12 protein-coding genes and 1 riboswitch are annotated in these 15,078 nt (G+C 53.2%); of the genes, 3 read left to right on the forward strand and 9 right to left on the reverse strand.

Translation table 11 applies throughout. The features are described from left to right. Positions 1 to 31: 31 nt before the first annotated feature. On the reverse strand, positions 32 to 2,392 hold the full coding sequence (polB, locus tag CMR03_RS05035) for a DNA polymerase II (RefSeq protein ID WP_096010966.1): 2,361 nt from the start codon (positions 2,390 to 2,392) through the stop codon (positions 32 to 34). Between the two features lie 168 nt (positions 2,393 to 2,560). Between polB and CMR03_RS05040 the strand changes: the two genes are divergently transcribed. Then, the gene (locus tag CMR03_RS05040) at positions 2,561 to 3,325 is read left to right on the forward strand and encodes a DedA family protein (RefSeq protein ID WP_096010967.1); all 765 of its coding nucleotides are present in this window, start codon (positions 2,561 to 2,563) and stop codon (positions 3,323 to 3,325) included. Here CMR03_RS05040 and thiQ read toward each other — a convergent pair. The 5 genes from thiQ to CMR03_RS05065 form a co-directional block, all read right to left on the reverse strand. Beyond that, positions 3,322 to 4,023 carry a thiamine ABC transporter ATP-binding protein ThiQ gene (gene thiQ, locus CMR03_RS05045; protein WP_096010968.1) on the reverse strand — a complete coding sequence of 234 codons (702 nt, stop codon included), beginning with the start codon at positions 4,021 to 4,023 and terminating at the stop codon, positions 3,322 to 3,324. The two genes, CMR03_RS05040 and thiQ, sit on opposite strands and share 4 nt — an antisense overlap. Further along, positions 4,007 to 5,617, reverse strand: coding sequence for a thiamine/thiamine pyrophosphate ABC transporter permease ThiP (gene thiP, locus CMR03_RS05050; RefSeq protein WP_096010969.1), 1,611 nt, complete (start codon positions 5,615 to 5,617; stop codon positions 4,007 to 4,009). The genes thiQ and thiP overlap by 17 nt, the downstream gene beginning before the upstream one ends. Beyond that, positions 5,593 to 6,579, reverse strand: coding sequence for a thiamine ABC transporter substrate binding subunit (gene thiB, locus CMR03_RS05055; protein WP_096010970.1), 987 nt, complete (start codon positions 6,577 to 6,579; stop codon positions 5,593 to 5,595). Before thiB ends, thiP begins: the two co-directional genes overlap by 25 nt. Before the next feature lie 44 nt (positions 6,580 to 6,623). Continuing rightward, positions 6,624 to 6,728, reverse strand: a riboswitch (TPP riboswitch). A 35-nt stretch (positions 6,729 to 6,763) separates the two neighbouring features. Continuing rightward, the gene (gene sgrR, locus CMR03_RS05060; protein WP_096010971.1) at positions 6,764 to 8,425 is read right to left on the reverse strand and encodes an HTH-type transcriptional regulator SgrR; all 1,662 of its coding nucleotides are present in this window, start codon (positions 8,423 to 8,425) and stop codon (positions 6,764 to 6,766) included. 192 nt (positions 8,426 to 8,617) lie between these two features. Continuing rightward, positions 8,618 to 9,118 carry a GNAT family N-acetyltransferase gene (locus CMR03_RS05065; protein WP_096010972.1) on the reverse strand — a complete coding sequence of 167 codons (501 nt, stop codon included), beginning with the start codon at positions 9,116 to 9,118 and terminating at the stop codon, positions 8,618 to 8,620. A gap of 309 nt (positions 9,119 to 9,427) precedes the next feature. On the opposite strand from CMR03_RS05065, the gene CMR03_RS05070 reads away from it, so the two are divergent. Then, the gene (locus tag CMR03_RS05070) at positions 9,428 to 10,606 is read left to right on the forward strand and encodes an MFS transporter (protein WP_096010973.1); all 1,179 of its coding nucleotides are present in this window, start codon (positions 9,428 to 9,430) and stop codon (positions 10,604 to 10,606) included. A 43-nt stretch (positions 10,607 to 10,649) separates the two neighbouring features. Here the strand turns inward: CMR03_RS05070 and CMR03_RS05075 are convergent, their stop codons facing one another. Next, positions 10,650 to 11,957, reverse strand: coding sequence for an MFS transporter (locus tag CMR03_RS05075; RefSeq protein WP_096010974.1), 1,308 nt, complete (start codon positions 11,955 to 11,957; stop codon positions 10,650 to 10,652). 193 nt (positions 11,958 to 12,150) lie between these two features. Here CMR03_RS05075 and CMR03_RS05080 point away from each other — a divergent pair, with 193 nt between their 5' ends. Continuing rightward, positions 12,151 to 13,119: a LysR family transcriptional regulator gene (locus CMR03_RS05080; protein WP_096010975.1), complete on the forward strand. Its 969-nt coding sequence runs from the start codon at positions 12,151 to 12,153 to the stop codon at positions 13,117 to 13,119. Here CMR03_RS05080 and aroD read toward each other — a convergent pair. Together aroD and CMR03_RS05090 are read right to left on the reverse strand one after the other, a co-directional pair. Continuing rightward, positions 13,082 to 13,837 carry a type I 3-dehydroquinate dehydratase gene (gene aroD, locus CMR03_RS05085; RefSeq protein ID WP_096010976.1) on the reverse strand — a complete coding sequence of 252 codons (756 nt, stop codon included), beginning with the start codon at positions 13,835 to 13,837 and terminating at the stop codon, positions 13,082 to 13,084. The two genes, CMR03_RS05080 and aroD, sit on opposite strands and share 38 nt — an antisense overlap. 21 nt (positions 13,838 to 13,858) lie before the next feature. Then, on the reverse strand, positions 13,859 to 15,073 hold the full coding sequence (locus CMR03_RS05090) for an MFS transporter (protein WP_096010977.1): 1,215 nt from the start codon (positions 15,071 to 15,073) through the stop codon (positions 13,859 to 13,861). Positions 15,074 to 15,078 lie beyond the last annotated feature (5 nt).

The following is a 15,078-nucleotide window of genomic DNA, read 5'->3' on the forward strand; positions in this document are numbered from 1 at the left end:
TGGTACTGGATGGCAGGGCATTCGTCACCTGTCAAAAAAGCCCTAACTGCCCGGTAATGAGTGTAGCAAAGTCACCCTCGACGAAGGGCAGAATGCCTTCGGCTACGGGTTGCAGCTGTTTTGTGACGTAATGATCGTAGTCCAGCGGCGTGGTTCGGGCCTCCACGGGCTCAGGACCGCCGGTGGCAATCACATAGCGAATGCGGCCGCCGGTCTGGTATTGCAGCGGCCTGCCCAGTTTACGGTTCTGTTCATCAGCCAGGCGGGCGGCGCGAACGTGCGGCGGCACGTTTCGTTCATACTCGTTCAGCGGGCGGCGCAGGCGCTTTTTGTAAATCAGCTGATCGTCCAGCTCGCCCGCCAGTAATTGCGCCACCGTAGTGCGGACATACTCCTCCCAAGGCTGGCGATGAAATATCCGGCTGTAAAGCGCCTGCTGAAACTGCTGCGCCAGCGGCGTCCAGTCGGTACGTACCGATTCCAGCCCTTTAAACACCATACGTTCACCTTCGGCCTCCCGAATTAAGCCGGCATAACGTTTCTTACTGCCCTGTTCGGCACCGCGAATGGTGGGCATCAGGAAGCGGCAAAAGTGATTTTCATACTCCAGCTCCAGTGCGCTGGTCAGGCCGTATTGCTGTTGCAGATGCGTGCGCCACCAGTGATTAACCTTCACCGCCAGCGAGCGGCCAATGGCTTCTGCATCGGCTTCACTGTGGGCGGATTTGAGCCAGACAAAAGTTGAGTCGGTATCGCCATAAATCACATCATAGCCTTCGGCTTCAATGAGTTCGCGGGTTTGCTGCATGATGGCGTGACCGCGCAGGGTGATGGAGGAAGCCAGCCGTGGGTCAAAAAAGCGACAGGCGCTGGTGCCCAGCACGCCGTAAAACGCATTCATGATGATTTTCAGCGCTTGCGACAGCGGTTTATTACCCTGCTGTTTTGCGGTTTCACGTCCCTGCCAAATCTGTTCAACGATAGCCGGCAGGCAGTGCGTTGTGCGGGAGAAGCGTGCCTCGCGGAAACCGGTGACGGAGTCAGCGTCAGCAGGGTGCGCCAGGCCGTCAATCAGGCCGACGGGATCGATTAGAAAAGTGCGGATAATCGACGGGTACAGGCTTTTATAATCCAGCACCAGCACCGAATCATACAGGCCGGGACGGGAATCCATTACGTAACCACCGGGGCTGGCCTCTGGTGCAACATCGCCAGGATTAGGCGCAACAAAGCCGACCCGATGCATGCGGGGGATATACAGATGACTGAAGGCGGCGACGGAGCCGCCGTGGCGATCGACTGCCAGCCCGTTGACGGCTGCGCGCTCCAGCAAAAATGGCATAATCTCGGTTTTGTGGAAGATGCGCGTCACCAGCTCGCAGTCTTTCAGGTTATAGCGCGCCAGCGCCGGTTTATCGTTGGCAAAACGCCAGTTGATCTCTTCCATGCGCTGCCACGGATTATCAATGGCTTTGCCTTCACCAAGCAGCTGCTGCGAGACGGCCTCCAGACTAAAGGAGGGAAAGTCCCAGAAGGCGGATTTCAGCGCATCAATGCCATCGATAATCAGGCGTCCGCTGGCCTGGGCAAAAAAAACGCCGGGTTTAAAACCGTGTTCTCGCCACTCCAGCACGGCCTGCTGTCGGCCAAGACGCAATGGAATGCCGTAGCGGTCGGCGTGTTTTTGCAGCACACGCAGGTCAAACTGCACCACGTTCCAGCCGATGATCACATCCGGGTCGTTGTCGGCAAACCAGCGATTAAGCGCGTCCAGCAACTGCGGGCGGCTTTCAAGGTAGATGAGTTCGAAATCCAGTGCGCTGGCATCACCGTTAGGCGGCCCCAGCATGTAAACCTGGCGCTGACCGCAGCCCTCCAGGCCGATGCAGTAAAGCTCCCCGTGCTGAGTGGTTTCGATATCCAGCGATACCCACTTTAGCGGCGGGCGGTAATCAGGATGAGGTTTAAGACGAGCGTTAACCACCGAATCGCCCTGAATATCTCCATCGAACCACACGGGCGCGGTGATAAACCGTTCCATCAAGTAGCGCTCGGGGGGACGGATATCGGATTCATAGAGAGGAATACCGTTTTCACGCAGTTTTTTTTCAATCCACTGCAACTGACGGTGCTGGCGGCAGTAAAGGCCAAATACCGGACGGCGGCGAAAATCTTTTAACTGCAAAGGTTGGATGCGCAGCTGACGCTCGTCCTGCAACAGCGATTCCACCTGGGCCTGATATTCAACGGGAATAAAGGTTACCGATTCCTGCGCGGGCAGCACGACGCGCTGAGCACCTGAATCGGTGGCCAGCCAGAGCGTAATTTCAGTGCCTTGCGGCGTATCGCGCCAGTGACGGCTGAGCAGAAACCCTGCGCGGGGCTTATTCACGTATTCTCCAGGCAGACAGCGAGTCGGAAGTGTAGGTTAAAAAGTATAACATGGATATTTATACAGTGTCTGCCGGTGCGTTTTGTCAATATTGACCTACAATTCTTGCCTTGACGCTGTGATGTCTGCTCTGGACAATCCAGCCTTCTGCTTTTTCTGAGGATTGATATGGAAGCCTGGGTTGAACACCTGATTACACAGTCGCTGGAGTGGGCGCTGTTTGCCGTGGCGCTGGTGACATTTCTGGAGTCATTAGCGTTCGTGGGGCTGTTACTCCCTGGAACCGTGATGATGGCAAGCCTGGGCGCGCTGGTCGGTAGTGGGCAGATAGGATTGTATCCGGCCTGGGCGGCGGGCTTCGTCGGCTGCCTGTTGGGCGACTGGGTATCTTATGGCATTGGCTGGAAATTTCAGGGGCCGCTCCATCGCTGGAAATACCTGCAAAAGTACAAAGGGTTACTGGATAAGACCGAACATGCGCTGTATCAGCACAGCATGTTTACGATTCTGGTCGGGCGCTTTGTGGGACCAACCCGACCGTTAATCCCGCTGGTGGCGGGCATGCTGGAACTGCCGGTGCGTAAGTTTCTGCCCCCCAACCTGATCGGCTGCATTTTATGGCCACCGCTCTATTTATTGCCGGGTATTCTGGCAGGCGTCGCGATTGATGTACCGAAAGAAGCCAGGGGCGGTCATTTCATCTGGCTGTTATTGGGCGTTGCTATTCTGGTGTGGCTGGGATGCTGGCTGTGCTGGCGCTGGTGGCGCAGCGGTAAAACCCGCGACTGGGCGACGGCGTATTTGCCGCCGCAACGCCTGCGCTGGCTGGCACCGCTGAGTTTTGTCGTCGCCGTTGCAGCCTTTATCGGCATCCAGTTTCACCCGATGATGCCGATTTTCCGCCACCTTTTGTGGCAGGTCTTTATTGGCTAACGAAGCGGGATGCCGAGCACATCGGCTTCCCGTATTTCGCCTGATAACAGTCTGTCCGTCGCGCCATCCCAGTAAACCCGTCCGTCCACCACGACAACACTGCGTGGCGCAATCTGCTGCGCATCTTCAAGGCTGTGCGACACCATCAGCAACGTAATCGCGCGGGTTTCGCAGACGGTACGCACCAGATGAAGCATCTCACCGCGCAGGGCCGGGTCAAGCGCCGAAAAAGGTTCATCCAGCAGCAGCAGCGGGCGATCGCGGAGTAAACAGCGCGCCAGCGCAACGCGCTGGCGTTGTCCACCCGAGAGCTGACCCGGCAGGCGCGTCAGCATATCGCTTAACCCCACCTGGTGGGCGATAGCCGCGACCTGCTGAAGTTGCACTGAATTAAGCTTCAATCCTGGATGTAAGCCCAGCCCCAGATTTTGTTCAACGTTAAGATGTGGAAACAGGTTGTTTTCCTGAAACAGCATCGACACCGGTCGCTGAGCGGGTACGCTGTGGGTGTGATCGACACCGTCGATCGTCAGACTGCCCTGGCTGACAGGCAGAAAGCCGGCTATCAGATTTAACAGCGTGCTTTTACCCGCGCCGCTGGGGCCGAGAATAGCCAGCCGTTCGCCGCGAACGGCGTTCAGAGAAAAACGCATCGGCAAATGCTGATACAGGTAAGTCAGATTATTCAGTGTCAGCATGGCGACCCGGTAATTTTTCCATCAGAGTGAACAGAGACAGGCAGAGTAACAGCAGTATCAGCGCAGTCACGGCCCCATCTGCGCCGCGATAGGAACCTATCTGCTGATAAAGGTAGAACGGCAGCGTGCGGAAATCCGCGTTGCCAAACAGCGCGACAATGCCGAAGTCACCAATTGACAGGATGCAGGCAAATGCCAGCGCCTGCGCCAGTGGACGCTTTAGTGCTCGCCGTTCAATCAGCCACAGACGGTTCCAGCCGCTGATGCCCAGTGCGCCGCACAGGCGGGTGTAACGTTCAGCGATATCTCGCATGGGGTTTTCCAGCACTTTCAGCGCGTAGGGAATGGCGATTAACGCATTGGCAAAAATGACCACGCCATCCGGGGCGTCGGGCAAACCGACCGTCGCGTTCAGCAGCAGGAAAAAGCCGGTTGCCAGTACAATACCGGGCATCGCCAGAATCAACATACCGCTGCTGTCCATGGCTTGTGCGGCGACATTACGCTGCCGCAGGCGCAGCTCCCGGCTGCTCCACAGCAACATCGTGGTCAGCACCACACATAACAGCCCGGCACCGAGCGCGATCCGCAACGAGGTCAGGGTGGCCTGCCACAGGGCCGGTTGCTGTAACGCGCCCTGAATCCCGCCCTCCAGACCATTCACAATCACCGCCAGCAGCGGAGGCAGCAGCAGCAGCAGCGCGAAAACAATCATCACGGCGTCACTGACGCGTGACAGCGTGGAGTCCTGAGGATCGCGCCAGCCCTGCAGCTGTGGACTGCCAGCCGGAATGGCTTTACTGAAGCGTTGGCTGAGGAGCACCAGCATCAGGCAACAGCAGAGCTGAATAAGCGCCAGCAATGCAGCCCGGCCAGGATCGTAGTCATAACTTAACGCCTGGAAGATGGCCAGTTCGACAGTGGTTGCCTGGGGGCCACCGCCCAACGAGAGTACGGTGGCAAAACTGGCAAAGCAGAGCATGAAGATCAGTGCGCCCGTGGGCAGCAGCTGGCGGCGCAGCCAGGGCCACTCAAGCAGCCGGAACTGATGCCAGCCACGTATGTTCAACTGGGCAGCCAGCTGCCGCTGTTCGGCAGGAATGCTTTCCAGTGACTGAAGCATCAGGCGCGTAGCCAACGGCAGATTAAAAAATACGTGCGCCAGTAAAATGCCCTGCAGCCCGTAAGGTGAGAAGTGATAGTCCACACCAAGCCATGCGCAAAGCTGTGCCAGCCAGCCCACCCGACCATAAACGGTAAGCAGGCCAAACACCGCGACCAGCACGGGCAGTACCAGGGTCATAGCGCACAGGCGCAGCAACCACTGGCGGCCAGGAAAGCGGCGTCGATAAAGGGCGCGGGATAGCGGAATGGCCGGAAGCAGAGAGAGCAGGGCAGAGAGCAGGGCCTGACCCAATGAAAAGACCATCACATGGTGCAGATAATCATCCTGCAGTACCTTCAGCCAGTCGGTCGCCGGTGCCGCCATCCACAATGACGCAAATGCCAACAGCGCCACGCTGCAAAGCAGTAGCGTGGCGAGGGAACCCGGAATCAGCCAGCACGGAATTAATGGCTGACGGCGCGTTGCCATTGGCTAACCCATTGCGAACGGTGGCTGGCGACCTCTTCGGGCGAGAACTGTAATGCGGTTTTTGGCACGCTGAGAGAGGCAAAGCCAGCAGGCAGGTCGGTTTTGATCACGGGATACATCCAGTTGCCGGTCGGAATGGTGTTCTGGAAAGCAGGCGTCACCATAAATTGCATAAACTGCTGCGCCAGTTTTGGCTGTTTACTGTTGGCCAGTCTGGCCGCCACTTCTACCTGCAGATAATGGCCTTCGGCAAACGGCGCAGCGGCATAGTTATCTTTTTTCTCTTTGATGATGTGGTAAGCCGGCGATGTGGTATAGCTCAGCACCAGATCGCTTTCGCCTTTCAGGAACAGACCATAGGCTTCACTCCAGCCCTTGGTGACCGTGACGGTTTTTTTCGCCAGCTTTTGCCAGGCTTCAGGGGCCTTATCGCCATAGACTTTTTGCATCCAGAGTAACAAGCCAAGGCCGGGCGTGCTGGTGCGCGGATCTTCATAAATCACGCGCCACTTCTCCGGGCTTTCCACCAGTTCTTTCAGGCTTGTAGGGGGATTCTTCAGGGTGTTTTTGTTATAGACGAACGCAAAGTAACCGTAATCGAAGGGCACAAAAGTGGTGTCTTTCCAGCCGTCTGGCAACTGCAGTTTGCTGGTATCCACGTCGCTTTTGGCGAAAAGGCCGGTTTGTGCCGCCGCCTGCACGAGATTGTTGTCCAGGCCTAATACCACATCGGCCTTGCTGTTTTTGCCTTCCATGCGCACGCGGTTCAGCAGGGATACCCCGTCTTCCAGGGCAACAAATTTCAGTTCGCAATCGCACTGGGCTTCAAACGCTTTTTTTACAGCCGGGCCGGGGCCCCAGTCAGCGGAAAAGGAGTCGTAGGTGTAAACCGTCAGGACAGGTTTGGCGGCGAATACCGGGGTAGAAAGTAACAGCAGCACGGGCAGGACGTTTTTTAACACTTTGCGCTCCTAATGGCGGCAGGGTTGAGTCGCAAAGGATCTGAGCAAAGTAGCCTCTCAAATCCCTACGTCGGTATTAACCGATTCAGGTTCGACGGGTATTTCTCAGCGCTCTGACACTGTGGAAAGAGGCACCCCGTTGAGAACGTGACATTCTAGTCATTTAACGGTCAGGGGGGAAGGCTCACAGCGTGGGCGGGGCAAACCAGGCGGATTTAAAATCAAACCAGCCCAGCGTATTCATTCGGACGCCGCGCATGCTTCGCTGGCCCTCCAGCAGTAGCCAGTGGTGAAACAACGGATGGAGCCAGTTATTCTCAACCAGGTGTTTACCCCATTCGGCAAGGGGAAGCGTTTTTCCCCGCCAGCGCGCGGCATCCTGCTGCCAGTTAACCGGCAGGCAGTGCTGCATTAACGGCGTTTCGTATAACAACGCAAACAGTGAATACTCAAGTGGCAGAGTAAAATTGACGCTGCCCAGCCAGATATCGCTTTCACCCTCGCCCTGATGCCAGCTCTCGTAACTGACCTCTCGGGTTTCCAAAGCAACGCCATGTTCTGCCAGCAGTGGACGCAGGGCATCCGTAATGCTGACATGCTCAATATGCTGATTATACCAGGTCAGCGTCAGCGTCGTGAGGCCGGCAGGTTTTTCCACCGGGGTCAGATCGCGGCGATGGTGCCAGCGGGGCAGCAGGCCGTAAGCCGGGAACCAGTAGCGCTGATAACCCATGCCCGCCTTATTAAGGAGTGCAATCGGATTAAGCAGGTAGCTTACCCAGCGCCGGATGTCCCGATCGGCAGCTTTTTCTGAACGCTGATCGAACAGTAAATAGTAGCAACCCTCTTCGAGGCGGCTCTCTTCCTGTTTCTCATCGGCATTTTCGCCCTGCAGACGAACGCCGGCATACACCAGCTCGTCGCTGATCTCGGGCAGGACCCAAACCGACACGTCATCGATCAACGCGCGATAGCCAAAATAATCATCAAACGCTTCGATCTTCAGCTGGCTTTGCTGATTGCGTATCACCCGATAGGGGCCAGTTCCCACAGGCTGGCGGGCAAAATCGCGGATTTCAGGCCATTCACGCGGCAGAATCATGGCGCTGACGCTACCCAGTAGCCAGGGCAGCCAGCTGTCGGGCTGGTCTAAATAAATATCCAGCGTCCAGGGAGCAGGGGAATCGATCCGGTGGATATGGGAAAACAGAGGATGCTGGCGCTGACGTTCAAGACTGGCGATAACGTCGGCCATGTCCAGTTCCCGGCCATGGTGAAAACGGATGGCCGGCCGTATATAGAAGCGCCAGTGACGATCCGAGCTCTGCTGCCAGTGATGGGCGATATCGGCTTCGATTTCCCCCTTTTCCTCATTTATACGGGTCAGGCCGCTAAAGATCTGGCGGGCAATATGGGTTTCGGAACGGCGCAGTGGCGATCCGGGCAACAGATTGAGCAGAGGACGGTAGTAAAGGACGCGCAAAATATGTTTGCCCTGGCGAAAACTGCGCCCCAGGTGCGCGCTAATCATCTGCCTGACCTGGTTTTTATCCCCCACCAGTTGAACTAACTGATCGATACGATCCTGCTCTAGCAGGTCTTCGGCTCGCTGCTGCTGCAGTGCCAGCCCGGTATAGCAGAAGGTGAGCAGGGAGCGTTTTCCCCGTCCGGCTTCGGCCTGCCAGGTCAGCCAGCCAGCCTCCTGCATTCTGTTTAGCAGGTTTCGCATATGGCGACGCGAACAGTGCAGCAAATCAGCCAGTTCGCCCAGGGTTGTTTCCTGCGATTGCCCCTGGCAACTTTGCCACAGACGAATGAACTGCTGCTTCAGACGTGATGAAGACATAAAAGAGGAACTCCCTGAGAAACGTGCTCTGTTTTTCTTACCTCATTTTAGAGGCAAGCTTTCCTGTAATGGAAGAGCGGGAGGCATTCAGTCATGAATGGCGCTCTGACATGGACTGGCAGCGATGTCTGTCCCTTCTGAGTCGTGTGTTACCATTTCGCCAGCAGCGTTTATTCTGCTGGCTTTTTTCGCTTAGGGTAACGGTTCTTTGCCGGAGACGGGCGTCAGCACCTTATTCATATTGATGCCCGTCACCTGAAAACCGGCGGTGTCGTAAAGCTGACGTGCAGAGGGATTATCTGCCGCGACGCGCAGCCTGATTTGCGTGAAACCCTGCTCAATGAGCCGCTTTTCTAACGCCGCCATGGACGCCCGGCCGAGGCCTTGTCCGCGGAAGGCCGGGAACAGGTAAAAGTCATTGATAAAGACGGATCCAAACGCCAGGTCCGGTTTGTACCACAGGTAACCGACAGGTTGTGCGTTATCCTTACTGGTGTCAGTGATAGACAAAATAACGTGCCCGGTCGTTTTTTCGCCGTCAGGGAAGCTGGACAGGATAGTCTGACGAGCCTGTCGCAGCGCATCCTCTTGTGAAATGCGGTCATTGCTGACTATCTCTGCGGCATAATCAGCAATGAAATAATCTGTAAACGCAGTGAATTCGTCAGCGGTTAGCGGCCTGAAAGTAATCATGTCTCGTTCTCGTGGTGAAGGTGGCAGTCATAAAACAGTGTACTGGCGATGAAACGCGAGGCAATTTTGTTGATGATTACCTACTAAAAACCTTATCCGGGCAGCCTGAGCCGCGCCACCAGGTACGAAAGGTTTCGCAGGCAGAAGGCCATAAGAAAGCGGCAACACGCGCGGTATAACCTGACATGCAGTAGGCTATGAGCATCATCCGTTTGTTATTTTACGTTGAGTATAATCAGGCAAAATGAAGGGCTGACGCCCATCAGTCATGCAACCTGTTTATCACTTTCATCCTGTAAGGGACCTGGCATGAAATCGTTGTTCACGCTCTTCAAGCGCTTTAATCCTGTCTTTTTTGCCTTTATGGTAACCGCTTTTATCCTCGGTATTGCCGGTGCTTTGCAGGCACCCACGCTAAGCCTGTTTTTATCACGGGAAGTGCAGGTGCCGCCGCTGTGGGTAGGACTGTTTTTTACCATCAATGCCATTGCAGGCATTGTGGTGAGCATGATGATCGCAAAGCGCTCCGACAGCGTCGGCGATCGACGTAATATCATTTTACTGTGCTGCATCCTTGCCCTGGCAAACGCCATACTGTTCGCGTTTACCCGCCATTATCTGACGCTGATAACCTTAGGTGTGCTGCTCTCATCGCTGGCGAATGTCGCCATGCCACAGCTCTTTGCGCTGGCGCGAGAATATGCCGACAGTGCTTCGCGCGAAGTGGTGATGTTCAGCTCCATTATGCGTGCGCAGGTGTCGCTGGCATGGGTGATTGGGCCACCTTTGTCGTTTGCGCTGGCGCTGAATTTTGGTTTCGTGACGCTGTTCAGTGTGGCGGCCGGGCTGTTTTTTATCTGTTTTCTGCTGGTCTGGTTCACGTTGCCCTCGGTGCCGCGCACCGCTTCCCTGATGCAGTCGGGCGGTATTCCTCTGAGCGGCTGGCGTATTCGTGACGTGCGCGTCCTGTTTGCTGCATCGACCCTGATGTGGACCTGCAACACCATGTACATCATCGACATGCCGTTGTGGATCAGCAATGATTTAGGCTTGCCCGAAAACCTTGCCGGTCTCTTAATGGGCACGGCCGCCGGGCTGGAAATCCCGGTCATGATCCTGGCGGGCTTCTATGCCAAACGCTGGGGCAAACGCAATATGATGGTGGCAGCGGTTGCCTCAGCCGTGGTGTTTTACAGCGGACTGATTCTGTTTCACAGCCATCTGGCATTGCTGATCCTGCAGGTGTTTAACGCCCTGTTTATCGGCGTAGTCGCGGGCATCGGGATGTTGTGGTTTCAGGATCTGATGCCCGGACGGGCTGGGGCGGCCACAACCCTGTTTACCAACAGCATTTCGACCGGCATTATCCTGGCGGGGTTATTTCAGGGCATGCTGGTTGAACATTTTGGTCACGGCAGCGTGTACTGGGTAATTGCCGCGATTGCTGTGCTGACGCTGGTGATGATCAGAAAAGTTAAAGACATTTAATACGCGCGTTCCCCCGGAATAACAGTGCCGGGGGAACGGTACTTTAAAGAACAATCCGCTTAATATCGCCTATGATAAAGGTATAGGCGACTAAGCCAATAACCGCCGTGATGCCGATATACACTAACGCATAAAAAAAGCTGCTCGTCATTGAAATAATAATGCCAATAATCAGGGGGGCCAAAATCGAGGCCATATTGGCGCAAAAGTTAAATATACCGCCAGTGAGACCTGCCATTGAAGCAGGTGCAATATCCGCGATAATTGTCCAGCCCAATCCAACCATGCCTTGACCAAAAAAGGCAATGGACATAATAATGATCACGGCGCTATCTGAACTCATCCAGTTAGCAGCAATGATCATGCCGGAAAGAATTAAGCCGCTAATGACTGGGAGTTTTCGGCTCAGATTAATGGAACCCGTTTTACTTAATAATTTATCAGACAGCCAACCGCCAAAGAAAACGCCTACTGCGGCAGCCATAAATGGCCACACTGAGAAAAAACCCACCTGAAGCCATTCAAGTTGCCGTTCTTTCGCTAAATAGGTGGGGAACCATGTCAGGAAAAAGACCAGTGTCGTATTTCCAGCGAATTGTCCGAGGCTGGCACCGATGATTTGCCGACAGCATATTAAACGTTTAGCATCGGGCCAGTTAAAAGGCGTGTTTTTGATTTTTTCGATAGGTTCATTGTTGAGAATATATTCAATTTCTTCCTTGTTGGCTTTTTTTGATACTTCAGGTTCATGATAAAAACGCCACCAAATAAACGTGAAAATAATACCGGCCCCGCCGGTGATCAAAAAAAGGCTGCGCCAGCTATGATGCTCCAGAATGATATAGAGTAAGGGCGAAAATGCCGCCAGGCCAATATATTCCCCGACAGAATAGGTTGCGGTGGCGCGAGCACGTTCATGACGAGGAAACCATTTTGCTACTACGCGGCTATTGACCGGAAAACACGGAGCTTCGCTTAGCCCCAGTCCCAGCCTCAGTAAGATCAATGATTTGAGTCCAAAAGTAAAGGTTTGCAGTAGGGTGAAAATCGACCAAAACATAATAGAAAGCGCATAGGTCAGTTTATTACCAAAGCGATCTAAAAACATCCCACCAGGGATTTGTGCCAGCGTATACGTCCAGGCGAAAGCAGAAAAGGCAACGCCCATCATGGCAGGATCGATGTCAAGTTCACTGGTGATTTTTGGCGCAACGATGCCCAGGATTGTGCGATCAAGATAGTTAATCATTGTACCAATGGATATTAATAGCAGAATAACCATTCTGACTTTCGTGGGTTTCTTTTTCTGCATGTACCTGCCAGTCTGTTCCTCTTGGTATGACTTTTTCATGGTGTATTCCTGAAGTTTAAACTATTTTTTGATGTTTTTTTTACATTAAAAAATAGTCTGACATTGCTAATCTTTTTTGCTTGTTTATAGCATTTTTTTAGTGCCATTAATTTTGACCTGAGTACATAATTAGTTCTTTTGACGATGATAAAGTAGGGATAGATGATTTACTTTTTATTTAAAGGCAAATGCCATGAACCTGAAGCAACTTTATTATTTTAAACGCCTGTCAGAAACTGAGCATTACACAGAAGCAGCATCCAGCCTTTTTATCACCCAGCCATCGTTGAGTCATGCTATCGCAGAGTTAGAAAAGGAGTTAGGCGTATCACTCTTTTCCCGTCAGGGCAGAAATGTGAGGATTAGCGAAAGTGGTAAATGCTTTTTACCCTATGTTGAGACGGCACTTTCAGCATTGGAAAATGGCAAGGAGGTGCTAAAAAATAATCAATTTCTGTGCCGGGAAAATATCCGGATTGCGTTTATCTATACTATGGGGGAATATGTTGTTCCGCAAATTATCAACAAGTATTCCCAACACTTGTGTCATAACGATGTGACATTCTCTTTTAAACAGGGAACGTCAGTTGTGTTGTTGCAGTCACTAAAAGCGGATAAGGTTGATATGGTCATTTGTTCTCGCATTGGCGACGATCCTGATATTGAATTTATCCCGGTGATTGAACAAGAATTAGTGGTGGTGGCGGCGAAAGATCATCCGTTAGCGCGTTTATACGACAGTGAAGTTGATTTAGCGGAGACCATTCGTTATCCCTATGTCTATTTTTCAGAAAATAGTGGGCTACGTCCATTTATTGACGGAATCTTTCAACAGCAAAAGCTGTCACCGGACATTGCCTGCTATGTGGAAGAGGATTTGGCAATGGCCGGATTGGTCAGTATCGGTTATGGTATCGCCATCATGCCAAGGATTGCGGCACTCGCGTACTACAATATTCATATCCTGACGATCAAAAATTCGCTCCCACCCCGTTATATTTGTCTGGCGACGATTAAAACCAAAAAGCTTTCACCCGCTGTGCTTAGGCTAAAAAACTTTATTATCGCGAACAGCCAGGTCGCCCAGAAACATGCCCAAAGCACGGCTTTGGGCATGTCAGCATCTAAGAAAGCGTCTCCATCATCTCCCGCAACTGTGTAACGGCGATTTGCCCTGGTGCCGAGGACTGGCCCAGGGTGCCAAAAGTCATTGCGGAACCGAACAGGCGTCCGGTTACCCGACTGACACCGCCCATTTTTCCCATCGACATAGTGATAAGCGGCCGCGTTGCGTAGCACTCTTTCATTAACAGGGTGGCAGACAGCAGCGTCAGCACATCCTGTGGTGTCTGAGGCATTACGGCGATCTTCGGCAGGTCTGCACCTAAATCCTGCATGCGGCGCAGCCGGTAAATGATCTCTTCCTTCGCGGGTGTTTGGTGGAAATCATGATTACTCATAATGACCTTAACACCGACGTTATGGGCCTCGCTTACCAGCGAACGGATGCGTGACTCATCATTAAACAACTCAATATCAATCACATCAGCCAGTCCGCTTAAGGCGGCCGCACGGTTGAGCGCGAAGTATTCGTCATCACTGATTTCCGCCTCGCCGCCTTCTTTTTTACTGCGGAAGGTGAAGAGCAGCGGTGTTTCCCCCAGTTGCTGACGAATGTCGGCCAGCGCCAGTAAGACTTCACTCACGTCTTTCCCATCGATGAAGTGGTCGACGCGCCATTCAATAATGTCTGCCTTTGCTGTGGCCAGTAACTGCGCTCCGGCCTGAAGGTCAGCGCGAGTACGGCCTGTCAAGGGCACACATAGCAGCGTTTGTCCCTGTTGGAATATGATGTTTTTAACCCTAACCGTTTGAGTCATAGTCATTCCTGTTTTAACTGTTCAACGGGTTGCTGAGGCAGTTTGGCTGCGTTTTTCCGCACAATGAAATTGAAGCTGGCGGGAACCGATATAAAGCGCAAGGATAAAACCTGCCACCGCAATAATCAGATCAAACCACATGATGCTGGCGATACTGATTCGTGAAAGATGTGCTGTAAATAAAGGGATGGTAAAACTGGCCAGACTGCCGGCGGTGTAAAAGACCCCTGTCGCAAAGCCTTTCGCATGGGGAAAACTCATCGCCATGATCGTTGCCCCCAGTTGCATAACGCCGCCTGCGGCCGCAAACCCAAAGACGAACGCAAAACCAGTAACCATTTGTGGCGTCGGATAGAGGCAGACGATCAGCACTGAGAGGGCCGACAAGAAAGTGTAAATGATCATCGCAATGGCTGAGCTCAACACTTTTTTCACCATGACCGCCGTGACGAATACGCAGGTCAGCGATCCTGCCGTGTAGATACTGAGTAATTTCACCGATGCGGTATAGGACATGCCAGCGACAAACTGCCCATACTGTGCCAACCATTGGCTCACCAGATAAAAGGTCGCCATACTGATATAGCCGTATAAGGTGAACACAACCATATCCAGCTGATACAGACGACTACGCGGTGGGGTTGCCACCGTGGCTGATCCTTCCGCGACGTTCTGTACCCGATGATCGGGAAACGGCATCTTGATCAGGTAGATTCCGCTCATCATCATTAAGGCTGCTGCCAGCACGAATGACCAACCAAACCACAAATCCGCCCAGATAAGCAGGCTAATGATAAACGGCAATAAAAATTGCCCGGCGGAGACAAACGCTTTAATCAGCACGTTAGCGCGGCTGGCCGAGTCCGGGAAAGCCTCCATCAGCGTCGGATAGGTGGCTGAATCAAGGAAACTGTTTGCCATACCTGCCAGCACGCCAAAGATATAAGCCGTATAAATATCTCGGGTAAACAGAATACCGATGAAAAACGCCACGTAACTCATGATGCCCAAAAAGACAAAAGGCTTGCGGCCAAAACGATCCGACAGAAAACCGGTAATGATGGTAATCAGTTTGCCAATGCCCAGTGAGGAAATCACAATCGATACGCCCGCTGCATCGGTGTTCCATTGCACCTGCAGGTTAGCCATATTGAGAGTGATGACCAGCACGCCCATGCCATGAATGAGATAATTGAGATACAGCCCAGCGGCGGTGGGAATATATTTGTTTTTCATCTCTG

The sequence above is a fragment of the Pantoea allii genome (genome assembly GCF_002307475.1).
Classification (GTDB): Bacteria; Pseudomonadota; Gammaproteobacteria; order Enterobacterales; family Enterobacteriaceae; genus Pantoea; species Pantoea allii.